Here is a 24,242-nt window from a genome sequence, read left to right on the forward strand (position 1 = left end):
GAAATACAAAAGAAACCCATGTCATTTAAAGACCTGGGTTTCTCGACAATCTGAGGAACTGATGGGATCAGTTCCTTTTTTCATAATGATCATTTTATAAAACTTAGCGTAAGCTGGAAAGTTCTCGTTTTAATTGTTCATTCTGTACCGCTGCCTCGAAATAGTCTGCGTGAATGGTCCAATCCGTTTCTATTTGTTTAGAGATTACTTTATTCACTGTCTTTTCCCCAAACAAAACCGATCCTATACTTAACGGCACTATATATACCCGATTCCATGACCATGCCATTGCCTTATTCCTCCTCTGAATTCTTAAATGTGTAATCTTTGATTGACTTTATTTTAAGAGATTAATATGTAAGATTCGTGTTCTTTATTTGAGTTTTGTGTGTGATTTTGCTCATAAGGGAGAAAACACCCTCCAACTGCTTAAATAAAATCCGATGCACACCAATACACCTAACCTAAAAAAGCAGGGTATCTCTTGAATTCGAGATACTCCTGCTCGATGTTTCATTGCACTCGTTACGCTCTTGCCATCTGCCGGCAAGCTTCTGCACATTCGCGGCAGAATTTTGCGCATTCTTGACAATGGGCATCTTTAAACGCTTCACAATCTTTGGCGCATGCTTCGCAAACCATGGCACACAGCTCGCAACTTGCCTTCGCAAACATACTGTCTCTGCTCATTAATTGAGCTGCCTGAAGGCAGATTTCTGCGCAATCGTTCAGCATCTTGATCATTGAGGTTCTTGCTTGAACATCAGTCTCTTTTAGGCATGCTGAAAAACATTCTTCGCAAGCCTGTGCACATTTTAGGCAGGCTTCAATACAATGCGTATAGTGCTTTGGAGTAGCGGAGTTGGCAAGTAACATTTTCATTCCCTCTCTTTTCATTATTTGAATGTTGTTTGATCGTTAGTTATTATCTAAATAAAGACCAAATATATACACGTACACGTCCGGAGACTCCGCTTTCTAATAATGCGATTGAATTGCTCTATGATCCAGAGTTATACGTACTCAGATTAACGAATCCAAGCATTACCTTTGATTTACTACGAACTTGAGCCATCTAGGGGATAATAGCTTAAAATCTCATCGGTAAGATGCTAAAGACATTCCTAAAAGGTCTTAGAATCGCAGATAACGATGAATTAGTAAAAACAGCTTATTAGCTTACAGGGCAAATGATTCCCTGATTGAAATACACTTTATGAATGCCATGCACGACAAACAGCGCCATGCCTCGTCATTCTATTTTATGTATAGTGGTTTCTGACCGCAGACCTCAGTATCGGCCAGCAACATATGAGAATGTGCTCATTGACAACTAGCATTTTTTCGCTTATGCCGAACAGTTAACCATGGGCCACCTCAACGGGAAATATCTCAGAAAGAGGGAAACTGGGATTGGCCTCTCTTTAAAATCAAAAGTGATTTGATTTCGATCCCAGAGGGGTAATCCTAACGTAATCCGAAGGGGCACTGCCATATTCCTCGTAAGGTGTTGAACCCATAGAAAAACCGTTCGATTTATTTTTTTCAAAGGACTCTCGCTAAATATAACGGGTCTCCATAGGGTATGTTTGCGTAAACAACCGGACTTTCGTTTTGAAATAGTGCTCCAAATTACGGTGATAATACAAATACTCATGCTGCTTGTATGAGAATATTTTTGAGAACAGTTTGAAGATTTATACGTACTTACTCCTGATCGTGTTGTTTGAACGTACAATGTACGGTGACCAATGTAGTGAGGATGGTTATAGAATAGATTTACCCTTCGTTAGATTCGAAAAAAGCAATACGTTAGGTAGATCACACCACATTACAACCTCAAAGTGTAGTTGTTAAAAAATGATAAGGGGAGACGATTGAAAGGGCATGATCCATTATTGGATTATACCCTTCTTCTCTTCTCCCCAATATAATACAATAAGTTTACAATTTAACACGCTGCAACCGAAGCGCATTCAGAACCACAGAAACTGAACTTAATGCCATAGCTGCTCCAGCAACCCAAGGTGCAAGCAAACCAATCGCCGCTATCGGGATACCGATAGAATTATACGCAAGCGCCCAGAACAGGTTTTGCCGTATATTCCCCATCGTTTTTCGACTCATATAGATCGCATCCGGAATACTATTGAGATCTCCTCGCATGAGAGTTACGTCAGCAGCTTCCATCGCTACATCTGTTCCTGTACCCATCGCCATTCCAATATCCGCCATGGCAAGGGCGGGAGCATCATTGATGCCGTCTCCGACCATTGCGACTTTTTTCCCTTGAGCCTGTAATTTCTTTACTTCATCTGCTTTACCTTCGGGGAGAACTTCAGCCAATACACGCGTAATTCCAACCTGCTTGGCAATTGCTTCAGCTGTTCGATGGTTATCACCCGTAATCATAATGACTTCGATCCCCATGCCATTAAGCCGTTTAACAGCCTGTGCCGAGGTTTCCTTAATGGTATCTGCAACCGCTACTATACCGGCATACTGCCGATCTACAGCAATCAGCATGGCTGTTTTGCCTGCCTGCTCCAGTTGGTCCATCTGATCTTGCGCATGATTGATGGACACTTGAAACTGAGCCATGAGTTTTCTCGTACCCACGAGAATTTCCTTGCCCATCACATTTGCCTTAATACCATGCCCAGGTATCGCTTCAAACGTGTCCGTTCTCGGCAATTGGATACCCTTAGCGATAATCCCAGCAACTATAGCTTCAGCCAGAGGATGCTCGGAGTTCTTCTCTGCCGCGCCGACAAGGGCCAGCAGATCTGTTTCCATCCAGCCGGAAACCACGACGTCAGTCAGTTCCGGTTTGCCTTTTGTCACCGTTCCGGTTTTATCTAAGATGATGGTATTAATGCGGTGGGTAGCTTCTAGGTGTTCACCGCCTTTAAACAGGATTCCCGACTCTGCGGCTCTTCCTGAACCTGCCATAATGGAAGTCGGTGTCGCAAGTCCCAGGGCACAAGGACAAGCAATGACGAGTATCGCAATCGCAATCTCCAGTGCGTTTGCAAACTCTCCTGGCGTAATCCAAACAAACCAAGCGATAAACGCAAGAACCGAGATCGCTACGACGATCGGAACAAATATACCTGAAATGGCATCTGCTACACGTTGAATAGGAGCTTTGGAACCTTGGGCCTCTTCAACCACTTTAATAATCTGAGCCAGGGCCGTTTCTTTTCCGACTTTGGTCGCTTGAATTCGAAGTACTCCGTTCTTGTTAATCGTTGCACCAATGACAGGATCTCCCGTTCTTTTCTCAACCGGCAGGCTTTCTCCAGTTAACATAGCCTCATCTACGGAAGAAGCCCCCTCCACCACCTCGCCGTCAACCGGGATTTTCTCCCCTGGTTTTACGATTACGATGTCACCGGCCACGACTTCTTCGACAGGGATAGTCATTTCCTGTCCATCGCGAACAACCAATGCCGTCTTGGCTTGAAGACCCATCAGTGTTTTAATCGCTTCAGACGTTCTTCCTTTGGCAAGAGCCTCGAACAATTTCCCGAGGATGACCAGTGTAATCAAGATAGAGCTGGTCTCATAGTACATTTCCGGTCCATGAGCCCCCGCACCGGCTTGAACCCATTCGAGCGTCAAATAGAGGCTATAGAAGTATGCTGCCGAAGTCCCGAGGGCTACCAGAACGTCCATATTGGCACTTTTATTACGCAGCGCTTTATACGCACCAACATAGAAATGGCCACCGATATAAAATTGAACTGGTGTAGCCAAAATCAGTTGGAACCAAGGGTCCATGAAAATCATAGGCATCCAAATCCAAGATAGGAACGAGAAGTGGCTGATCATGGACCATAGTAATGGTAAAGAGAGAAGGGCTGAAATGATAAACCGTCTTTTTTGTTTAGAGATTTCTTTTTGTTTATGTGCGGAGGCGTCCTGCTGCCCTTCCTTCGGCATGGCCTTATACCCGAGTTGCTCCACCTTTTTTTGCATGTCTTCCAAAGTAACAGTCGCTGGGTCGTACTCGACCCGGGCTGTTTCAAGGGCAAGATTAACATTCGCCGTTACAACACCGGGCATTTTGTTTAATCCCTTTTCAATCCGATTGGCGCAAGCGGCGCATGTCATCCCAGTGATTTGGAAATCCGTGGTTTGCTTTACAGTGCCGTAGCCTAAATGTTCAATCTGTTCTTGCATTTGCGGAATGGTTGCACGTTTGGGATCAAACGTCAAAGTCGCCCGTTCCAAGGCGAAATTCACATTTGCTTCCGTCACCCCATCCATTTTTCTTAATCCTTTCTCGATCCGGTTGGCACAAGCAGCACAAGTCATTCCTGTGATCTGTAAGGTTGTTTGCTCCTCACTTTTAGATATCGTTGAACTCATTATCTATCCCTCCCTCATACCCCCAGGGGGTACATTGTGTTGAAAAAAAGGAGCCATCTTGACGATGGCTGCTTACGGACTTAGACGACATCGTAACCTTGCTCTTCGATGGCATTCTTTATGGCTTCCAAGGATACACTAGATTCATCAAAAACGACCTCAACTGTCTTTTTCTCCAGGTTCACTTTTGCATCAGCCCCAATGTTTTTAACGGCTCCTTCAACACTTTTTACACAATGTCCGCAAGACATTCCTTCTACATGTAATGTTTCGTTCTTCATCTTTCATTCCCCCATATCGTTTGTTTATTTCATTAATTTATTCATGGTAACCAGAATCTCATCAATCACTTCATGTTCGCCGGATTGGATTCGTTCAATCACGCAGCTTTTCATATGACCTTCCAGAACCATTTTCCCTACGCTATTGAGAGCCGACTGAATCGCCGCAATTTGATTTAGAACGTCATCGCAATAGGTATCTTTTTCTATCATCCCTTTAACCCCACGAATTTGACCCTCAATCCGGTTTAACCGGGTCATTAGATTGGCCTTCGTTTGATCAGAATGATGACTTTTTCGATGATGTCCATGAGATGCAGTCTGTTCCACTGATTGTTCCATGTGCCTCACCTCTCACCATCAATATACCATACCCCCCTACCGTATGTAAACAGGGGATTAGGAAGTACTTCATCTCCTTTTTTAGTCTGTTCATTTAACCTCTTTGTTTATGCACTTGTATATAACCTCTGCCTTTTGTAATTTTTGCAGAAACTGCGGTTAATTACAGCCCACAATGATCCTCAGTTTGATCACGATAGACGAAGTCACGGTCTTCGGAAACCCTTGAAATCATGTAAATGATAATTGGCTTTTAGCTGAGATAATTATAGTGTGCCTCATATTGATAAGCTTCGCTTGATCGTCTTTCTAATGGGATAGGAATTTGACTTCCTGAACGGCACCATCAAATAAAGACTGTCAAGCCCGTGGTATATATCAACGGGCTTGTTCTATATATCATTAAGGTAAGTCTAGTGATTGGCCGTACATGATGCTACAGTTTGAAGATACGGATAGACTTTAGCAATTGGTCAACCGATTGGGACATGTTTTCAAGAGCCCCTGATATCTGGTTAACCATTTGACTTTGCATATCCGAAGTTTGGACCACACCTTGAATACGAGAAGAAGTGTGTTCGGCAATCGTAGTCACATCCGCAACAGAATCAGAAATGTAGTGAGAATCTGTTGACATTTGTCTTGTTGCTTGATATACATTTTGATTCTGAGAAGCTACATGTTGAGAGGAGATAATGATCTGTTCGAAGGATTTCCCTGCAGAGATTAGGTGCTGGTTCCCCGCTGTTAATTGAGCTAAACTTGTGTTCATCCCTTCGGCTGCTTCACTGGTGATATGTTGAACCTTTTCAATGAGTATTCTTATTTCTTGGGCTGAGTTTTCAGACTGCTCAGCTAGTTTTTTCACTTCATCTGCAACCACAGAAAATCCTCTCCCAGCTTCTCCTGCACGCGCAGCCTCAATGGAAGCATTCAACGACAGCAAATGGGTCTGTGAGGATAAATCGGTAATAACGGTCGCAATGTTCCCGATACTGCCTGAGCTATCCGATAATTGTTGTATTTTACTAGCTACATGTGTGATGGATGTGTTCAAATGGTTGATTACAGAAATGATGCTTAGAAGCCAATCGTTGCCTTGATCCGCATGCACAACCATATTTTCCGATGCACTGGCGACTTGTGATGACCTTTGAACGATTTCTTGTATGCTAATTTGGATATGTTCAACGGCCTCCATACTTTGATTCATGCCCTCAACCTGTTTGGATGCACCTTGGAGTATGGATTGCAAGGTACGATCGATCTCAAGTGATGAATCTCCTACGCCATTGATATGCATTTGAACAACACCAGAAACTTTATGTACCTCATCCGCGGCCTGCTGAGCCTTAGACACTAGTGTATGTAAGTTATGAGTCATTAGATTAAATGCTCTCGAAAGGATACCCAACTCATCCTTAGAAGTGACGGGGATATCTGTGATACTAAGATCGCCATATGCAACTCGTTCCGCCATGATAGTGACTTGTCTTAAGGGTGCGGTTAATTTTCTTGTGAAAAGAGCGGTGAGGAATAAAGCGATAAGGAGTCCGATCATCGTAAATACAATCATTTTTACTTTAAAACGACTAATTGCCTGATTATACATTTCCTTGCCCATACTAATATGGAACGCCCCAATTACAGTTCCGTCTGAGGATCTAATGGGTTCATAGACCGCCATTTCAGTTCCATCATGCGCTTCACCTACATACGACTTTCCACCTAAGACGATGGATTTTACGTTCGACTCAAGTATTATTTCTGTGATGTTCATATTATGGCTACCCTTAGACGATGCAGCTACACCCTTCTCGCCTTTAAAAATTACAATATCATCACCAGTTAATGCTCCAACGAACAAAGCAACGTCATGATTTCCCTCTATAGAGACCTCGCCTTTAAACAACTTCCCATCCTTCAGCGTCCATTCTCCGGGAAATTTAACATCTAGCAGTGCAGTCGCTAACTTTGTGTTAGACACCATCTTTTGTTCTGCGAGGTGGGTAACCTGGGCATTCATATTCGCGATGGCATAAGTACTGAAGGAAACGATGAGTATTAAAATGAAAAGGCTTATATATAGAATCAGTTTGCTGGATAACTTCATTTCGTTCCTCCACCTTTGTTATTCACATGAAGATAGCTCTAATAAGGCTAGTTAGAAAAGGAGACCGCCACCCCAACTTAGGAGTGCGCGATCTCTCAGACTGACAGTTATTGATCAGAATAAATCGGTAAAATCTCACTTGATGCAGTACAATTAGTGTTTTTTGTTTCGCATCATTAAAGGCATAAGTACGAGATGTGAAAGCGGGCATAACAACAATACACTATAGGCAAGCATATTACTTGTTGAACCACTTACATTATTAGCAATGATTAAAATAACGAACAGCACGATCGGAAGTATACAACACATCATCATCATCAGACGATGGGCTGGGCCTTTTTTATGATGATTGTTATGACTGTCATGCTGGTTATGGTTTCCGCAACAACTCATGAAATAACCTCCTTAAACTTTAATCATATAGTCTATTAAATACTTACGCTCTGCCCAGGGATATCTGTCCTATGGTTTCTTTGCATCATTTCATCCATATTGGAATCCCGCATCATCTCATCCATTGTGGTACCTTCCATCATGTCCACCATATCCGGTTTTTTCATCATTTCACTCATGTCTTTATCTTCCATCATTTTTCCATATCAAGTCCATTCATCATTTCGTCCATGCCTGGCTGCTTCATCATTTCAGACATATCGGTATTGCTCATCATATCCGTCATAACTTCATCGTTCATTGTATCGTTCATGTTCGCCATATGGTGAAAATACGTCTCCTGCTGAGCTACCTCTTGCTTGGAAGAAACATCCCCTTTGGAGATGTCGGAATCAACTCCTGTAGCGTATACTGCGGAACCGATTCCCAACGTCAATATAAAAGCACCCAAGCCAGTTAATAATTTCGCATTCATTTTTCTTTTCGCCTCCTGTAACTCCATGGTACAAGAGATCCTTGTGGAATTTATGTAGCATTTATGGGCTTTTAATGGAGAATACATTTTAATCCTTTCTCATATCACTGTTTGTAGGTAGAGGACACGCTTTACAAGTAGCTTATTCAACCAAACTCACATTAAAAGGAGGGATTAAAGTGTCATCCTTAGGACTTGCAGTTGTTTTTTATATCTTCATTTTGGTCTGGTCTTTTGTCATTATCCTGCGATTTAAGGCGACAGTTACAGAATCGATTCGAATGGTTTCGCCTATGGTAGTCGGGATGATTGTTGGTTTTGGAGGCGGTACTTTGAGCGGCCTCTATATTGCCGGCCCTGTTCAATCTTTGGTGTTAGGTGTCCTTCTAGGGATCTTTTCTGGAAGCATAATAGGAGGACTGATGGGTTTGGGGGCGTTCTTAAACGGAGCATCGTCTGGGATGATGGCCGGATTAATGGGGGTTATGCTGATACAAATGTTTCCTCAATCAGAATGGAAAGATGTTCTATTCTTTTTTATGGTCGTATCCGGATTCTTGCAATTTGCCCACACTTTATTGTTGCAGCGCTTATCTAGCGAGAACGTAATCGAAGGTACTTTTAAGGTCTTGAGTTCACCGCTATTCATGTTCCTCTTCATTTCAACAGTCCTTATGGTATATGTCACCGTTGCAAATCATAACGATCCTGAACAAGCGAAGCCGCTAGGTTTACAAAAAACGATTCAGAATACGAACCATACAAATCATTAATCTTTGAGGGTCGGGTTCAATGTTCACATAAGATAGCTACCAGACAGTTTTAAAGTGGTAATATGAAGAGTTGGCCTTATATAAAAAAAAGCCACCATGACGTTCCCATGGTGGCAGATACAACTGTACTCCGCCATAACTGAAGAACACGGCAGAGCCGGTTTTAATCCATTCACCCCAGGCAAATGACTACTAGTTACTTGCGGAGCTATATCAATGATATCAACACTACCTATATGGTAGATCCAAAATAGCTATGCGATAAGCACAAAGGATGTTCTCTTCCACTCATGCACCTTACACCCTATGTACTGTCTCTTTCACCTGGTTCCTTGTGAAGAAATAAAGGAACACAGACAGAGAAATAACAAGAATACTCATACTCGTCCACTGACCTGCTGTCCAGCCTAACGCATAACGCGGTGAATCTCCACGCAGAAATTCCATAGAAAACCGGACCAGGGCATACATAATATTATAACTTAAAAATTGTCCACCTTTAGGCAACTTTATATTCTTCAAGACTAGAAGAATACCAAAGACGATTAAGTCAAGCTGACCTTCCCATATTTCAGCAGGCCATAACGGAACTGAACCATAGCGCTCGAAAGCTATAGTCCCTTCTGGATAAACAATTCCGAAGCCAGTCCCGGTCGGGGCCCCAAATGCATCTCCATTTAAAAAGCAGGCAATTCGGCCGACAGCTTGTCCAAATATGATTGCCGGCGCTAGAATATCCGCAAGTCCCCAAAAAGAAATCTTCTCTTTCCGCGCATAATAAGCTGCCGCAATAAAACCACCTATTAACGCTCCCTGGATTGAAATGCCACCATTCCAAATCGCGAATATTTCCCCCAAATGTTTTGAATAATAACCCCACTGAAAAAAGAATACATGCCATATTCTTGCGCCGATTATTGCACTAAATATTACGTAGAAGACTAGATTCAATATATGTTTTTGATAGTTGGTCCCTCGAGCTAAATAATATGCAACACCTATCGCAAGTAGCACTGCCAACCCTACTATTACGCCATAGGATCTAATCGAAAGTCCTGCAACTTCGAATAAGATTACTCTCAAATCATTTCCTCCTTAGCCTCGTTATGGAGTAATACTGATACCATTCGGAGTCGCGCCTACGTTGATTGTTGTAATCACTTGATTTGTTTCATTATCGATCACTGTTACGGTGTTATCGAACATATTCGTCACAAAGATCTTGCTGCCATCCGGGTTGATGACTACACCATGCGCCCCTGTGCCTGTCTCAGTCGTTGCTGTTACTTGTTTTGTCACGAGATCAATTTTTGAAATGCTATGTGACGGATTTTCTTCTGTACCTTGGTTCGCTATTACGGCATATTTATTATCAGCAGAAATGTATACCTGAGCAGGGCCATTACCGACAGGCACTTTTGTAATGTTAGAAGAATCCAAATCTACTACAGCGGCTGCATTTTCTGCGTTTAATGGAACGACAAGGATTTTTCCATCACTCGTGATTCCCGTCGTTACAGGTGTATTACCTACACTGATTTTTTGTTTTTCATTCATAGCATCCAAGTCCAACACACTTACCGTGTCTTCGGCCATATTTGCTATAAAGGCATATTTGCTGTCTGTGGATATTCTAAATCCATGCGGTCCCGTTCCGGTTGGAATGGAATTTACTATTTTTAAGGACTTGGCATCAATTACAGATGCATCGTTTCCTTCATTATTCGTAACCAATACATACTTCCCATCATTTGTGAACACAATATGAGCCGGATGAGCCCCGACCTCAACTTTTCGAATTAGTTCGTCTGATGATGTGCTAAAAAATAAGCATACCCATTCATTTCATGTTCACTTTGCGCGTTCTCTGCTCCCTCTTCCATCTCCCCCATAGTAGGAACCACTGTAACTCCTACCGTTTTCCCATCGGGTGAAATTTGTACGTTATGAACCGAACCGTCAATATCGATCGACTTAATGACTTTGTATGTGTTTGCATCAATTTTAGTAATACTACCACCTTCATCAGCAGTATATAAAATCACTGGTGAGCTATTTTGGGAATTCGAGGTACCGGTAGTAGATTCAGCATTTGTTGCAGTAGTTGCAGATGGAGTCGCATCTGAATTATTCTTTTGCGCCGATCCACAGGCAGTAATGCTAACACTTAAAATGGCTACGGTGAGGACATTCATCCACTTTTTTCTCATATTGTTCATCTCCATGAAGTTTACTTGTTAAGACTTCCCTAAAAATATAGCTAAATGTACATGCCATTTCTCTAAGTGTTTTTAATTTTAACTATCATTTATGTGTTAAGTATGTGTTTTTTGTGGGAAAACATCTTAATTAACATTCCAAATATTACGCCTAAACAATTCTTTGAATCCTGTGATAGGATGACGTCAGTTTCACAAAAAACAAACGAAGGGAAGTCTATCATGAAAAAGAATTTTTCCATTTTATTGCTTTCTACCTCTCTGGCAATCAGTATATTCGGTGTGCAATCGACGACGTCATCCGCAGCTAGTTATACTTCGCAAGAGTCTATAAGTACTGTAAGGAATAGTATCATCTCCAAAGGAATGACATACTTAGGTACCCCGTATGAATTTGGATCCAGTAGAAGTAATACTAGAACCTTTGATTGCTCTGATTTCGTTAGACAAGCCTATCTTGAAGGGGCAGGAATCACTTTACCCTCTAATTCGAGAACTCAAGGTGCCTACATCAAGAGCAAAGGGTCTTATACAACAAATTGGAAAAGCCTAAAGCCTGGAGATATTATGTTCTTTATGTCTTACCGTGGAAATAAAGCTTCAGATTATCAAGGAATTAATAGAAATACATCACGAATTACTCATAATGGAATCTATTTGGGAAACGGAAAAATCCTACAAACCTACTCAAAAAAATCGGGTGGAGTTCGAATCGATACGATTGAGGGTACTCAATGGGAAAAGCGCTTTCTTTTCGGAGGAAGTGTTTTAAAAAAGTAAGGCTATACTTACTTAAAGGTTGCCGTGCTATGATACAGTATAAAAACTGTTACATTCGCAATGATATGGGAATCTTTATACCTAACCAATACGTTCAATGGATCAAGCAATGGGTCAAACACAGCTTTTCATTCAGTTTATCTTTGTAATAAATGTCTAATTGCTTTTGTATTTCGGGCGTTAACAAGGTAAGTATGAATCTATATTGGTCTGCATTCGTTTTAGCATATGCTGTTTGATTTGATGCCAAATAACAAATTATGATTAGAGCACATTTCAATCTACTGAGTCGCAAGGAGTTCTCCCCTCATTTTTTTTACAATATGCCGTTTCGATATATTTTCGACAGTTTTCACTTTAAACCTAGAAAAGGTTCTAATGACTATCCTTCACACGATTTTATATTTGTAGGAGAAATTAAAAAAAGAGATTACTTTGATACAGTACAAATTTCTTCTATGGCAACACAGCAAGGATACAAAGGAAGGGGTTTTGAAATTAGCAGCTACGATACAATGGCTAAACCATCAGTCTATATTTTCTTTTGAGACAAGTGTTATTTGATATTTATCAAATTGGCAATAGTACCATGTTCTTGTCCACTATCGGCAATGGGATCAAGTTCTTGTCCTGAGTAAAGGACAAGAACTTGATCCCTTAAAACAAAAAAACCACGCCAGGCGCGGGTTCTAATGGGACTATGTTCTTGTTTTCCTACAATATTCCTGATAATAGCGCTGTGTTCTTCCTAAATTAATTATATTACCCACATAATAAGAAGTTTCGATGTGGATTGTCTAATTAGTCCTAATTTCATGGATTATCGTTGAAAAAGTCCAAGGAAAGCTGACTCAACCGTGAAAATAAAATAGGAGCTGTTCTCCTTATGGAGGGCTCCCAAGTTTTTCTAACACATATTTTTACATGCGATCTATATAGAACGCATTTAATGAACTAACATAATTTTCTCGTCGCCAAATCGGGTAATACCTAGTAAATAAACTCGAGGCGGCGATGAAAATGAGTAACAAAGAGATTGAGCAATTGAATACAGCGATGAAACAAACTTCAGATAAACGGCTTTACGAAAGATATTTAGCGGTTCGCCTTCGCCTCGAAGGCCATACTTTTGACGACATAGGTGAGCTACTTAGTCGTGCGCGTCAAACGATCAGTATTTATTGGCAAGCCTATCAGTCCCAAGGACTCGCAGGTTTAGAATTGGATCATTCTCCTGGGCAACCGACAAAACTTACGGAAGAACAACGTTATCAGTTAGCCGCGATGCTGGAGCAGCATTCGCCTATCGATGTGGGTTTCGAGGCTCGTTATACTTGGACTCTGCCACTGGTTGCGGAATGGATCAAACGGGAATATGGTGTTGCCATGAGCGTACGTGGAATTAGCGCAATGCTAAAACGGATGAATTTTAGCTTTACTAAAGCCACATACACGCTTGCGTACGCCAACGAGGAAGCTCAGGCTTACTTCAGAAAGCACACGTTCGCTCAGCTCAAGAAACAGATCGAAGCTGAACAAATAGACCACCTGCTTTTTGAAGATGAGTCCATGATTCGTTCGTATCAAGCCCTTCAGTACAATTGGTTTCCTCGTGGCAAACAACGCAAAGTACCAACGTACGGTAGACATGAAGGAGCCAAATTATTCGGTGCCATTAACTATGAAACCGGTCAAGTTCATCACCGAGAAGAAGAAAAAGCGGACACCGCGGCCTTTATTCTGTTCTTACAGGATATTCTCTCTGCGTATCCCAATGGAAAAATGGCTTTGATTTTGGACAACAGTCGGATTCATCACGCTACCGAGTTACAACTGTTTCTAAAGGAGCATCCGCGTCTGCAACTTGTTTTTCTACCACCTTATAGCCCAAACCTTAACCCCGTTGAAGGACTTTGGTTATGGCTCAAAGCTGACGTAGTGAACAACATTTTTTTTGAAAAATTCTATAAGATTAGACTTCATGTAAGTCAATTCATGAGAAGAATCAACAAGCATCCATTAGAAACGATAGATCGTCTCCTCATCAGGTTATAAACTTAATTGCGTTCTATATAGAAGGAAATTTTTTATCCGGAAATATTCTTCTTCTGTAGTTTCACTCCCCTCCCGTTTTTTCCTGGTTTCCCTCTCGCCTGAAGCCGAAACCATAACCCATCGTCTTGTCTGAAGGAGCATTAATGATCGCTTTTACAACTGCAAGGTCTATGCCCGCCCCACTTGTTATCCGGTATCTAATTATCCGTATTGATTAACCGATTGAAAACATTGCTGATCCTTTAAATAATCCAGCAGCAGTCGATTGAAGAGTTCCGGCTGGCACAAATGGCTTGGATACATTGCATCCTCCAGGACTGCGAGTTGGGCTTGAGGAAATGAGACACCGTTTTTTTCACCTGTTCCAGCATCCAAGTATTGCGGTTTCCAGATATATAAAAAACAGGTATTTTTAATTCTAATGAATCTATACAATTAATAGTGTATCTGAGAGCCAGCCGCTGCTTAATTAATTCCGTGGTTCGTTGCTGAATAAGTTCCTTTTTCAAGATGTGATAAGCTACGAGCCAGTTATTATAAGTGATTCTTAAAGAACGGATAAACATTTCAGCAGGAAGGTAATGGGATGCCCATGCGATGATTTCTAGAGTATTTCTTACTTTACCTCCTAGAGCTGTTCCATCACTATTAAAATAACTGTCAACAAGAATCAGATTTATTACTCTGCCGGGATAAAGTGAGGCATATTTGAGGGCAAGTACGGCTCCACTGGAGGATGCTACAATTACTGCTCGATCAATAGATAAAGTTTCTAATAATTCCTTCAAATCTTCACATTGAGTATCTATAATCCGGCTAGTTTCGACATCCAGCTTACCTGATTTTCCGTTGCCTCTCAAATCAAATACAATAACTTTAGCACGTTTACTGAAATACTCTGTTTGCGGTGCAAATAGATGATGCGAGGTTGAATAATCATGGATAAAAACAATAGGAAGACCACTTCCGTACATCTCGTAATAAATCATAGTTCCATTGACTTGAACATGTGGCATGTCAAATGACTCCTTTCACTGTTGATCGCCTGGATGACTCCATTCCCCTCACATAATAAATAATCAGCGCGTTACTGCTGCAATTGCCTGTTCAAAGGTTCCTCTTATATGCTCAACAAGCTTCTCAGCATCTTTAATGTCTATAGCGTGAATGTACAGAGTCTTACCGTCTCCTGAAATATCAAGGGTCAATGTCCCCGGTGTCAAACAGATTAGGCTAGATAAGAGTGTTATCTCCCAAGATGTGGTTAATGAAGTTTCGTAAGCAAAAATGCCGGGACGAATAGTTAATTTGGGTCGAAGAATGTGACTAATTACAACAAAACTCGAGAGAATTAACTCACGTAAAAAAATGAGTAACAGCTTCAATATTGCCCAAAAGCGGATAAGATAAAACGGCTTTTTCTGTGGGTTTGCTTTTCGGAACATTAATAAAAATGCTAGACCTAACAGATACCCGATTATGAAGTTTGCACTGGAACTGCTGTTGTTTATCGCCATCCAAAGAAAAGCGATTAACAGATTTAATAAGACTTGTAAAGCCACACTATCCACTCCTTATTGTGTTTTTAACATAGGTCAGCGGATCCTCTAATATGTAAAAAACACAGAAAGAGCCTGCTGTTGGCAGGCTCCTCCGGTTTGATACTTATTTTGTTGAATTAATAGGCCTATAAATGAGACCAAATTCTCTATTTAAGCGAGTTGGAATCCCCAAAATTGCTGTAGCTTTGTATAAGCCGAATTCCTTTAAGCAGAAGTATACCATGGGAGTCATTAAGATAACGTTAAGTATTCATCCGAGACATTAAGATTGTATTAAGATGATCTGGATAAATATTGTAAAAGACGGCGAAAAGCCGTTGAGAGCAATATGACTTTTTGTTGAAATCAGAGATATGAAGCATACAAATGAAACAGGAGCTTATCTCCTTTTTATGCGGGAAGCTCCTGTTTTTCATTTATAAAATCAAAAGTAATTGGCACTTAAAACTTTCAGCGAATCTAATTAATCGGGTTGTTATCCGAATTTTATTATGAGATTGATTAACGAATACGGAGAAACATAGACTGAAATCCGCTACTCGACATATGCGGATACTGCAAACAAAGCTTATTATATCCCCTAACAATCTGGTAATGAAGCGGATGCTCTACCGGAATTCCCAGCTTTGTTTTAATCACTTCACTAACGCCTTGTTTACGGATAGTCTCCTGAAGAACAACGGCTTCCTGATCCTTGGTATCGTCGAAGAAAAGCGCATAGGAAATAGCAAGCACCAGATATGTTGTCTCCAAGCCCAATTCATTAGCAAGCATAGCGGGTTTAACCAGTCTTTCTGATGGAGAAAGCTTTCGAAGCGGGGAACGGGCAACACGATTAACGCTGTCTGTAAAGTTAGGATTCGAAAAGCGGCCCATCATTTTCTGTATATACCTTTCATGAACTTCGGGATCGAATCCATACATATGAATTAACAAGCTTCCAGTCTCACGCAGAACCCCTTGAACCCGGTCTCTGATACCCGGATCTGACATGGCCTCTTGAATACTGTGATAACCTTCCATGTATCCAAAGTAAGCTGCACTGCAATGGCCGGTGTTTACAGTAAAAAGCTTGCGCTCGAGGTAGGGATCCAGTGAATCCACATAATGTGCGCCTTTAATTTCGTTATAGTCACCAATCATATCACTGCGGGGAATGACCCATTCACTGAATGGTTCTACTAGAATCTCAAGCGGATCTTTATTTTTTTGAACGGGGACGATCCGGTCAACCATCACATTTGGAAAAGCGACAAAACGATCTGCAAGCTCCTTGCAGGATTGCTTCAAATGCCGGTAAACAGCCTCCTTCAATTGCTGGCTGCTTTTCATTCCGTTCTCACAGGCAAACACATGAAGCGGTTTGGATTGCTCACCGTTACTCAATCTCAGCTCAATTCCCCGCGCAAGTGTACTGGCAATATCTTTTAAAGCCGTTATCCCCACTGCTGTTGTCACGATTTCGGCTTTAGCGATTTCCTTCGCTACCTCTGCAGTATCCCCCAGGTTGACTGCAGTCACGTTATCGACAATATAACGGTCCCGATTCTCATTGGCAAACGTTACAGAATACTGGCCCCGCCCTTGCAGCTGGGCTATTTTACTAGTGCTTCTTCCGACAAAACAAACTCTGTATCCTGAGTTAGACAGCATGGGTCCGATAAATCCTCTGCCAATATTGCCTGCACCAAAATGAACGGCTCTCAATACGTTGTCCCCCTTGGAATGAATTTTTAAGGTTAATTAATTGCTGAAGTAGCTCCGGGAGGTTGCCTGCTCAAAATCCAGCTGGCTTAGGCATTCTATTTTAGAAGACACGTCATCAAACTCCAGGAATGAGGTAATAGCATTCGGGATAATTACGCAGTTCATTCCGGCAGCTGCCGCTGCCCTCGCTCCATTTGGTGAATCTTCAATGGCCACTGCCTCTTCTGGAGCAATATTCAGATACGCTAAGGTTTGATTATAAAGTTCAGGGTCAGGCTTCACATTTTTAACATGATCAGAAGTCCGGATGCATTCAAAATAATCGCTAATCCCCAGTTGATCCAGGTATCTGCCGACCCATTCCATGGATGAGCTTGAAGCTAATCCCATGCGCAGTCCGGCATCCTTTGCTGAATCAAGGTAATGCTGAATCCCCGGACGCATCTCTTCGAGCTCCATCAGTTTGCTGTGTCTCAGCTGAACATCCGTTCTAAATTTATCCCGGTCTATATCCAGCTTCAAATCCGTTATCAGATACTCATAAGGATTAAAGCTATTCAAGCTAGTGCCAATACAGGTTGAATACTTCTCAAGCGTCAGTTCCACTCCATGTTCTTCATAGGCCTCACTAAAGGCAGTGTACCAAGCGGTCTCTGTGTCGATAATAGTTCCGTCGAAGTCAAAAATAATACCCTTGATCAAATCAATCATCTCCTCAGGCTTAATTGGGTCAGACTAGCTTACGCAGGAAAGAATAATGCGCTACAAAAAAATTGTTTTGTTTGCGTTTGTCTAAAAAAACCATAACAAAGGCTTTCAGATTACGTCAAGCACGTCAGCTAACATATCACGTAATGATTGCGGTTACATTTGTGGAGAGACAAGCATATAACCAGTGCTATTTTATCGATGTACTCTTCGGCTGCCCACATTGGCAATACAACCCGAATCCCTTGATACACCAGGTTTTTTCCCTCACATTAACAACATTTTCCTGAATGATTAACTCTTTTTTCCTCCCTGCCTTTTTTACGAGCAAAAATCAACTCCTTCAGATTCCAGGGGTTGAACGTTTCGTCTACAACATGCAATTGTAAGATCTTCAGAAAAGCCTTTTGACTTCTGAAAGCATCATAGGTATAATGCAAATACGCTTAGTTTCCGGTTCTTCAGCCGGAAAGCGGGGGAACCAGTTTATTGGGGCGAATCATTCCATAGGAGTGTAGGGTACCATCTTACCCGAGTCCGTCAGCTAACCTCGTCAGCAGTGGATGGGTCTGCTTTATGTACTTTAATCAACCAGTGACCCTTGCTAAGGGTCTCTTTTTGTGTTCTTTTGACCCGCCTGCTATTGAAACTGGCTGATATTTGCAGCTTGCCCCAAAGATTCGTTGACAACAGGAACATTATGGTCCCCCGTTAGAATAGTCAGATAATCTCCTGCTCTTAATATTAAATCGCCGTAAGGAATCATATCCTGTGAACCGCGTTTGACCGAAACAATCAGGCATTGGGCTGGCCATGAGAACTCTTTGATAGAGAGACCATCAAGGAGAGCGCCGTGATGAATGGGAATTTCCAGAATAATTTTTGACGAAGATTCCGAAGATTCAGGTGAGCGTGTTCCTCTGCCCTGGTGCAGGAAACGCTCAAGAAGCACCTCGTAAACAGGATAAGAGCGGAATAACTCTGCTGTCATGTATGCCGCCAGACAAACCACGCCAGTGGAGAGTAGATTGGTAAATGAGCCTGTCATTTCGGTAATTAGAATAATGCCTGTAATCGGAGCTTTTAAGCTGGCAGTGAGCAATCCGGCCATGGCCAAGATCAGAAAACTGCTTTCACTAAGTACAGGCGCCCCAATCAGACCATTCATCAGTTTGCTGTATATTACACCGATTAATGCGCCAATGACCAGCATCGGCAGGAATATGCCGCCTGGAGCAGACGAACCATAACTAAACATAGTGAATAAGTATTTGACTGCCAGGATAATGAGCAGAAGCTTTATTTGAAATGCACCGGCTACCAGATCATTGACCAGATTGTTCCCGCCCCCAAGAACTGAAGGCAGGCATAACCCGAGAATGCCAGCCATCACAAAAGGAATGACCGGTCTGTAATGAGCAGGCAGCCACGTTATTTTCCGGTACAAATCCTGAAAGGCATATATGCCTTTATTAAACCCGATTCCTGCTGCACCTACGATAAACCCTAAGAGGATCAAATGGAAATACTGACTAAGCGGAATCGCGCCAATACTGGAAAAGTGAAAAACCGGATTTAGTCCAAAAAACTCTTTCGATACAAAATCCGCCATAAGTGAGGAAGCCAGCGCGGCAATCATAACCAGAGGAGAAAAATTCATATGCACTTCCTCTAATGCAAATATCACGCCCGCAATAGGCGCATTAAATGCCGCGGCCAATCCAGCGCTTGCTCCACAGGTAATCAGCATATGTTCTTCCGTTTTTGTTTTTCGCATTAACCTGCTGAAGCCTTGGGCCACCAATGCGCCAATCTGAATGGATGGGCCTTCTCTTCCGAGGGATAATCCCGCGCCGATACTAACGGTTCCTCCAATGAATTTGGCAGATACTGCTTTCCACCAGTTCACCTCTAATTTATTCTGGAGTACCGCTTTAACTTGAGGAATCCCGCTACCTGAAATCGCAGGCTGTTTTTTTACAAGCATACCCGTTGCCCATCCGGATACAATCAGAACGATGAACCACAAGGGTATGATCCATGAATGATTAAGCTGATAACGATAAAAAATAAGTACCTGTTCCAGTACATACTCCAGGACAAACCGGAAAAACACGACGACTACACCGGACAACACGCCTACAGCTATTCCGCCGGCCAGCAGCCGGAACTTAAAATCAAACCAGATGTTCAGCGATTTCCGGGTATCATTTTCATTCAATTGCAGGACCTTCTTTGCTAATTTTTTGACACGGTTACTATCTTACAGCTTTCATAAAGACTTTTCCATAACATTATCCCCGGTCAATTTCATTTTCTTCACCAGCGGTTTGATGGACAGCCCTTGAACAAGAAGGGAAAACAGGACAATACTGAAGGTTAAGACCAGAATATCTTCCCTGCCTTCAAAAGTTGCAGGCAGACTTAATGCGAGTGCAATGGAGAGACTTCCCTTCAATCCGCCCCAGTTCAATACAACTTTCCAAGAGGCCGGGAAATTCTTCAGAAAGCTAAGACTGGCATACAATGCGAGAGTCCGACCTGCCAGCACAATAAGAATCGAAGCTATAATAAGCAGCCATTTATCGGTAAAATTAATATTTCTGATCTCAAGTCCAATCATCAGGAAGATCAATGAGTTAGCTACCAGGGTGATAACATCCCAAAAAGAATTGATATTTACCTTTGTAGTCTCTGACATGCCTATCCGCGAACCGTAATTCCCAAAGATCAGTCCACTTACCGCGACAGCAATAACTCCGGATACATGAAAATGTTCCGCTATAAAGTAACTCCCGAAGAACAGCAGCATGGAGAAGCCGATTTCCAACGGATAATCATCATACAGACGGATTAATTGCGAGAACAAATAGCCCATTACCGCTCCGATAAGGATTCCGCCTAAAGAAAATTTCAGGAACAGCAAAATGCCGCTGCCAACCCCTGCCCAGCCCATTTCCATATAAGACAGCAGGTATACCGAAGATATTTGAAATAGTACTACAGCAATTCCATCATTAAAAAGAGATTCTCCTTCAATAATAGTAACAATGTTCTTCGGGACACCCAAAGATTTAAAAATCGAAATCACACTAATGGGGTCTGTCGCACTCATCAGCGCAGCAAAAGTAAAGGAAACAATAAGCGGAAGGCCGAGTCCCCAATAAACAGCCAGGCCGATGATGAGAAATGACAGCAGGGTTCCTCCAAAAGCTAAGGCCAGCACCGGCTTATGTTGTTCCCGGAGATGAGCGAAAGGAAGCTTTAAGGTGGCATCCCCCAAGAGGATCGGCAGGAATAAGGAGATGATTATGGCCTGAAACACATGCGACTGGGTGATAAAAGCCTCTGCCTCCACCAAAACAGGAACATGCAGAAATCCCAGCAGAAGCCCTACCACTACAAGCGCGATGGAATAGGGCTGATTCAATTTTTTTGCAATTGCAATGACCGCCATGGATATGGCAAGCAGAATTAAAATCTGAATAAATACATCATTAAAATGATTCATAGTACACCCCTATTTAATTTTATATTTCGTACCTGTATCAAGCAGCTTAATATACAGCAGTGAATGAATAATCGCTATTTAGGCTATTCCGCAGCAGATGTCCCCTTATTCATTTCCCGTCCTCCCTGTCGATATTCAATAACCCATTATATCCATGAGTTTATCATTAGAGCCCGCTGTTGGCAGGCTCCTTCGGTATATAACCAGAATCGCGTCTTCCCGCACTAACTTTATTGATTTAAGATATATCTATGAACACAAGATGGGGAGGCGGATCATGTCGAGATTATCTAAGTTTTTTCAATTAAAGAATGGATCAAGAATAGAATATACTCTTGTAGGATCAGGGAAGCCGATATTGCTTTTTCATGGAGGACACTCTGATTGCCACGAGGAGCTTGGATACAGTAATCTATTGGAACAAGGCTACAGTATCCTTACTCCCTCTCGGGCAGGCTACGGAAAGACAAGCAAGGAGTTGGGACTCTCTCTGGATTCAGCCTGTGAAGCTTATTATCAATTATTGAATGCTCTCCAGATTAGCAAGGTCCATGTCATAGCTGTGTCTGCCGGCGGCCCAACCGGTATTACATTTGCTGCGAAGTATCCAACACGTGTCAGCAGTCTCATACTCCAGTCTGCAGTAGCCCAAAAGTGGCACGATCAAAATGACACAACCTATAAAGCAGCCCGAATACTATTTCATCCCTCCAGAGAAAAATACACATGGAGACTGCTTTCTTATCTCAGTGGCCGCGTTCCTAAAGTTGTCGTGAAGCAAATGCTCCCATCCTTCAGCAAACTTCCGGCAGATGAAATTATGCTTCAATGGAATGAAGATGACATCGACCAATTTTCTGCCATGATTCAGCGTCAGCGTTCACATCATGGCTTCATGTTTGACCTAAGGCAAACGGCCTCTTCTCTTGTACCTGAAATGAAAAGCATTTTATGTCCAACCTTAATCATGCACAGCAAATATGATAATGCTGTTTTACCTGAGCATGCATATGCTGCACAATATCATATCTCAGGGTCACAACTTTGTCTTCTTGAAAGCTGGGGACATCTAATCTGGCTGGGAAGAGGAGCAGATTCTGTTCATAAGAAGTTGAATTCTTTCCTGACTGCTGTAGATTCGTAACCTCATACTTGCTTTATCATTCATCCATCATACTTTATGGGTTAGTCATGGTTGTAGCATGCAGCGGTGTGAGAACGAGGCAAAACTGAATGGGATTTAACTTAAATAAAGTCAATAGTTTCCAGTAGGATAACAGCACAGGAGCATTGCTGCAATCCGCACTTTCAACATTACTTGTACCGTTGCACCTAGAATCAGCCTATCAGTAATTTATCTTCAGGGTAACGATATTTTTGTTTTACACTCTTTTGAGCAAGGGCAAGAGCCAAGGTTAAGGGTCCAAGTCTTCCAATAAACATCGTAATGATGATGATACATTTTCCTGCATCGGATAAACCAGCTGTCAGGTTCATGGACATTCCGACCGTGCCAAAAGCAGAGGTTGCTTCAAACAGCAGTGCAAGGAAATCATTATGCTCCGGATATTCTGTAATTGTTAAAAGAAATGTAGCTGTAAGCACCACGCCCATTGAGATTGTCATTACAGCCAACGCCCTGAATACAATTTCTTGTGGTATGCGCTTTTTCCAAAATTGTACATCCGTGCTCCCTTTTACCGTTGCAATGATACTCAAAAGAAGTACAGTAAAGGTAGTTGTTTTAATACCGCCGCCTGTTGATCCAGAAGAGGCTCCAATGAACATAAGAAAGATCATGAAAAACTGGGAGGCTGGTAGCATCGCTCCAATATCAATAGAGTTGAAACGGGCAGTCCGTGTAACGACTCCTTGAAAATATCCAGCCCATATTTTTTCCTTCCACGAAAGCATGCCAAAGGTCCGGCTATTAAAGAGTTCAATCATAAATACAATCAAAAAACCAGCTAAACAAAGAAACCCGGAAGTAATGAGTACAATTTTGGTATGCAACGAGAGATCCCGCCATCTTCTTTTCCGGTATAAATCAAGGATGACAATGAACCCAATCCCACCAATGATAAACAACAGTGAGATAACAATATTAATCAACGGGTCCCCAACAAATCGACTTAAGCTGTCCGGCCATAAAGCGAATCCTGCATTATTAAAGGCTGAAATAGAATGGAACACCCGTAGTAAATAGCTCTTGCCGGTCCCATTTCACCTGCCCACCGCAGTGCAAGTATAACGGCTCCGACAGCCTCAACAATTATTGAAATCAGAAAGATATTAGTGACAACCTAACAACCCCTTGAGGCGTAACTGCATTAGCAGATTGCTGAATGAGCATGCGTTCCTTTAATCCTATCTTCCGGCCCATAATTACGGCAATCAAGACACCATATGTCATAAAACCTAAACCGCCAAGTTGAATCAGGAACAGGATCACTATCTGCCCGAAATGGGAAAAATCACTTCCGGTGTCAATGACAACCAATCCAGTGACACAGATCGCCGAGGTAGAAGTAAAGAGTGCATTCAACCAGCCCACACTCTCCCCTGTTGAAGAAGAAAACGGCAAATTCAATAATATAGCTCCTACGATTAAAGGCACTGCAAAGCCCAGGAAAATGATTCTTGATGATGTTAAATTTAAGTTCCTAACAAATAAGGGGATCTTTATTTTTGGCATCGTGTTAGCTCCTGACTGGCTAATAATAATAATTACAGAAGGAGCCTGCTGTACGCAGGCTCCTACATTTTTGTGGTCACAATTAGAGCAATTATATATTTACCTGAGTAAGAAGTAAAGGGAACACAATAAACATTGGAGATCTACGTGGTCGAATAAATCTGCTAGGCCATGAGCTCAAATAGGGGTACCGCCAACAAAACGCGGAAAACGTACGCTAAGGTTATTTATAAGATTCTATAGCCATATTT

At 42.0% G+C, this 24,242-nt stretch carries 23 protein-coding genes and 1 riboswitch; of the genes, 4 read left to right on the plus strand and 19 right to left on the minus strand.

All coding sequences use genetic code 11. The annotated features are described in order from the left end of the window. Window positions 1-103 precede the first annotated feature (103 nt). The 8 genes from AWJ19_RS12345 to AWJ19_RS12375 form a co-directional block, all read right to left on the minus strand. Window positions 104-289, minus strand: a complete 186-nt coding sequence (locus AWJ19_RS12345; protein ID WP_054940736.1) for a hypothetical protein — start codon at window positions 287-289, stop codon at window positions 104-106. 236 nt (window positions 290-525) lie between these two features. Then, window positions 526-876 (minus strand): four-helix bundle copper-binding protein, encoded by a 351-nt coding sequence (locus AWJ19_RS12350; protein ID WP_068724072.1) that lies wholly within the window; start codon window positions 874-876, stop codon window positions 526-528. Between the two features lie 1,068 nt (window positions 877-1,944). Further along, window positions 1,945-4,374 carry a heavy metal translocating P-type ATPase gene (locus AWJ19_RS12355; protein WP_068724074.1) on the minus strand — a complete coding sequence of 810 codons (2,430 nt, stop codon included), beginning with the start codon at window positions 4,372-4,374 and terminating at the stop codon, window positions 1,945-1,947. A gap of 80 nt (window positions 4,375-4,454) precedes the next feature. Further along, entirely contained in the window at window positions 4,455-4,655 is a 201-nt protein-coding gene (locus AWJ19_RS12360) for a copper ion binding protein (RefSeq protein ID WP_054940735.1), read from the minus strand. 24 nt (window positions 4,656-4,679) lie between these two features. Then, the gene (locus AWJ19_RS12365) at window positions 4,680-4,997 is read right to left on the minus strand and encodes a metal-sensitive transcriptional regulator (RefSeq protein ID WP_054940734.1); all 318 of its coding nucleotides are present in this window, start codon (window positions 4,995-4,997) and stop codon (window positions 4,680-4,682) included. Window positions 4,998-5,433: 436 nt separating this feature from the next. After that, window positions 5,434-7,110, minus strand: coding sequence for a methyl-accepting chemotaxis protein (locus tag AWJ19_RS12370; protein ID WP_068724076.1), 1,677 nt, complete (start codon window positions 7,108-7,110; stop codon window positions 5,434-5,436). A 431-nt stretch (window positions 7,111-7,541) separates the two neighbouring features. Then, the gene (locus AWJ19_RS35205; protein WP_198536555.1) at window positions 7,542-7,685 is read right to left on the minus strand and encodes a hypothetical protein; all 144 of its coding nucleotides are present in this window, start codon (window positions 7,683-7,685) and stop codon (window positions 7,542-7,544) included. Between the two features lie 14 nt (window positions 7,686-7,699). Further along, window positions 7,700-7,981, minus strand: a complete 282-nt coding sequence (locus AWJ19_RS12375; protein ID WP_068724078.1) for a hypothetical protein — start codon at window positions 7,979-7,981, stop codon at window positions 7,700-7,702. A 179-nt stretch (window positions 7,982-8,160) separates the two neighbouring features. On the opposite strand from AWJ19_RS12375, the gene AWJ19_RS12380 reads away from it, so the two are divergent. Further along, window positions 8,161-8,754 carry a hypothetical protein gene (locus tag AWJ19_RS12380; protein ID WP_068724079.1) on the plus strand — a complete coding sequence of 198 codons (594 nt, stop codon included), beginning with the start codon at window positions 8,161-8,163 and terminating at the stop codon, window positions 8,752-8,754. A gap of 297 nt (window positions 8,755-9,051) precedes the next feature. Here the strand turns inward: AWJ19_RS12380 and lgt are convergent, their stop codons facing one another. From lgt to AWJ19_RS36535, 3 genes are read right to left on the minus strand one after another with little or no spacing between them, the layout of a single operon-like run. Continuing rightward, window positions 9,052-9,837 (minus strand): prolipoprotein diacylglyceryl transferase, encoded by a 786-nt coding sequence (gene lgt / locus AWJ19_RS12385; protein WP_068724081.1) that lies wholly within the window; start codon window positions 9,835-9,837, stop codon window positions 9,052-9,054. A 21-nt stretch (window positions 9,838-9,858) separates the two neighbouring features. Next, window positions 9,859-10,515: a YncE family protein gene (locus tag AWJ19_RS36530; RefSeq protein ID WP_241781713.1), complete on the minus strand. Its 657-nt coding sequence runs from the start codon at window positions 10,513-10,515 to the stop codon at window positions 9,859-9,861. A gap of 38 nt (window positions 10,516-10,553) precedes the next feature. Beyond that, entirely contained in the window at window positions 10,554-10,964 is a 411-nt protein-coding gene (locus AWJ19_RS36535) for a hypothetical protein (RefSeq protein WP_241781714.1), read from the minus strand. 231 nt (window positions 10,965-11,195) lie between these two features. Here AWJ19_RS36535 and AWJ19_RS34050 point away from each other — a divergent pair, with 231 nt between their 5' ends. Beyond that, window positions 11,196-11,753 (plus strand): NlpC/P60 family protein, encoded by a 558-nt coding sequence (locus AWJ19_RS34050; RefSeq protein ID WP_241781715.1) that lies wholly within the window; start codon window positions 11,196-11,198, stop codon window positions 11,751-11,753. A 1,014-nt stretch (window positions 11,754-12,767) separates the two neighbouring features. Continuing rightward, the gene (locus AWJ19_RS12400) at window positions 12,768-13,808 is read left to right on the plus strand and encodes an IS630 family transposase (RefSeq protein WP_082707852.1); all 1,041 of its coding nucleotides are present in this window, start codon (window positions 12,768-12,770) and stop codon (window positions 13,806-13,808) included. Between the two features lie 242 nt (window positions 13,809-14,050). Here AWJ19_RS12400 and AWJ19_RS12405 read toward each other — a convergent pair whose 3' ends face one another. From AWJ19_RS12405 to AWJ19_RS12430, 6 genes are all read right to left on the minus strand, one after another. After that, entirely contained in the window at window positions 14,051-14,824 is a 774-nt protein-coding gene (locus AWJ19_RS12405; protein WP_068724085.1) for an alpha/beta hydrolase, read from the minus strand. 63 nt (window positions 14,825-14,887) lie between these two features. Continuing rightward, window positions 14,888-15,370 carry a Na+/H+ antiporter subunit E gene (locus AWJ19_RS12410; RefSeq protein ID WP_082707853.1) on the minus strand — a complete coding sequence of 161 codons (483 nt, stop codon included), beginning with the start codon at window positions 15,368-15,370 and terminating at the stop codon, window positions 14,888-14,890. A gap of 501 nt (window positions 15,371-15,871) precedes the next feature. After that, complete coding sequence (locus AWJ19_RS12415) at window positions 15,872-17,077, minus strand: mannitol-1-phosphate 5-dehydrogenase (protein WP_068724087.1); 1,206 nt, start codon at window positions 17,075-17,077, stop codon at window positions 15,872-15,874. Window positions 17,078-17,113: 36 nt separating this feature from the next. Beyond that, the gene (locus AWJ19_RS12420) at window positions 17,114-17,779 is read right to left on the minus strand and encodes an HAD-IA family hydrolase (protein ID WP_068724089.1); all 666 of its coding nucleotides are present in this window, start codon (window positions 17,777-17,779) and stop codon (window positions 17,114-17,116) included. A gap of 439 nt (window positions 17,780-18,218) precedes the next feature. Then, window positions 18,219-18,357: riboswitch (cyclic di-AMP (ydaO/yuaA leader) on the plus strand. A gap of 68 nt (window positions 18,358-18,425) precedes the next feature. Then, window positions 18,426-20,006: a ClC family H(+)/Cl(-) exchange transporter gene (locus tag AWJ19_RS12425; RefSeq protein WP_068724091.1), complete on the minus strand. Its 1,581-nt coding sequence runs from the start codon at window positions 20,004-20,006 to the stop codon at window positions 18,426-18,428. Window positions 20,007-20,057: 51 nt separating this feature from the next. Further along, a complete protein-coding gene (locus AWJ19_RS12430) occupies window positions 20,058-21,296 on the minus strand; it encodes a cation:proton antiporter (RefSeq protein ID WP_068724093.1) in 1,239 nt (412 codons plus the stop codon). Between the two features lie 277 nt (window positions 21,297-21,573). Between AWJ19_RS12430 and AWJ19_RS12435 the strand changes: the two genes are divergently transcribed. Then, a complete protein-coding gene (locus AWJ19_RS12435) occupies window positions 21,574-22,440 on the plus strand; it encodes an alpha/beta hydrolase (protein WP_068724094.1) in 867 nt (288 codons plus the stop codon). 194 nt (window positions 22,441-22,634) lie between these two features. On the opposite strand, the gene AWJ19_RS37590 is transcribed toward AWJ19_RS12435, so the two are convergent. Together AWJ19_RS37590 and AWJ19_RS37595 are read right to left on the minus strand one after the other, a co-directional pair. Then, window positions 22,635-23,489 (minus strand): potassium transporter TrkG, encoded by an 855-nt coding sequence (locus AWJ19_RS37590; protein WP_347231108.1) that lies wholly within the window; start codon window positions 23,487-23,489, stop codon window positions 22,635-22,637. A gap of 88 nt (window positions 23,490-23,577) precedes the next feature. After that, entirely contained in the window at window positions 23,578-23,991 is a 414-nt protein-coding gene (locus tag AWJ19_RS37595; protein ID WP_347231109.1) for a potassium transporter TrkG, read from the minus strand. Window positions 23,992-24,242: the final 251 nt, after the last annotated feature.

It is taken from the genome of Paenibacillus sp. DMB5 (assembly GCF_001517085.1).
Classification (GTDB): domain Bacteria; phylum Bacillota; class Bacilli; order Paenibacillales; family Paenibacillaceae; genus Paenibacillus_AQ.

Bases quoted from the DNA above. Each gene is read 5' to 3' on its own strand.
- AWJ19_RS12345 (WP_054940736.1), bottom strand. From the start codon at position 289: ATGGCATGGTCATGGAATCGGGTATATATAGTGCCGTTAAGTATAGGA.
- AWJ19_RS12350 (WP_068724072.1), bottom strand. From the start codon at position 876: ATGTTACTTGCCAACTCCGCTACTCCAAAGCACTATACGCATTGTATT.
- AWJ19_RS12355 (WP_068724074.1), bottom strand. From the start codon at position 4,374: ATGAGTTCAACGATATCTAAAAGTGAGGAGCAAACAACCTTACAGATC.
- AWJ19_RS12360 (WP_054940735.1), bottom strand. From the start codon at position 4,655: ATGAAGAACGAAACATTACATGTAGAAGGAATGTCTTGCGGACATTGT.
- AWJ19_RS12365 (WP_054940734.1), bottom strand. From the start codon at position 4,997: ATGGAACAATCAGTGGAACAGACTGCATCTCATGGACATCATCGAAAA.
- AWJ19_RS12370 (WP_068724076.1), bottom strand. From the start codon at position 7,110: ATGAAGTTATCCAGCAAACTGATTCTATATATAAGCCTTTTCATTTTA.
- AWJ19_RS35205 (WP_198536555.1), bottom strand. From the start codon at position 7,685: ATGAGTGAAATGATGAAAAAACCGGATATGGTGGACATGATGGAAGGT.
- AWJ19_RS12375 (WP_068724078.1), bottom strand. From the start codon at position 7,981: ATGAATGCGAAATTATTAACTGGCTTGGGTGCTTTTATATTGACGTTG.
- AWJ19_RS36535 (WP_241781714.1), bottom strand. From the start codon at position 10,964: ATGAGAAAAAAGTGGATGAATGTCCTCACCGTAGCCATTTTAAGTGTT.
- AWJ19_RS34050 (WP_241781715.1), top strand. From the start codon at position 11,196: ATGAAAAAGAATTTTTCCATTTTATTGCTTTCTACCTCTCTGGCAATC.
- AWJ19_RS12400 (WP_082707852.1), top strand. From the start codon at position 12,768: ATGAAAATGAGTAACAAAGAGATTGAGCAATTGAATACAGCGATGAAA.
- AWJ19_RS12405 (WP_068724085.1), bottom strand. From the start codon at position 14,824: ATGCCACATGTTCAAGTCAATGGAACTATGATTTATTACGAGATGTAC.
- AWJ19_RS12430 (WP_068724093.1), bottom strand. From the start codon at position 21,296: ATGAATCATTTTAATGATGTATTTATTCAGATTTTAATTCTGCTTGCC.
- AWJ19_RS12435 (WP_068724094.1), top strand. From the start codon at position 21,574: ATGTCGAGATTATCTAAGTTTTTTCAATTAAAGAATGGATCAAGAATA.
- AWJ19_RS37595 (WP_347231109.1), bottom strand. From the start codon at position 23,991: ATGCCAAAAATAAAGATCCCCTTATTTGTTAGGAACTTAAATTTAACA.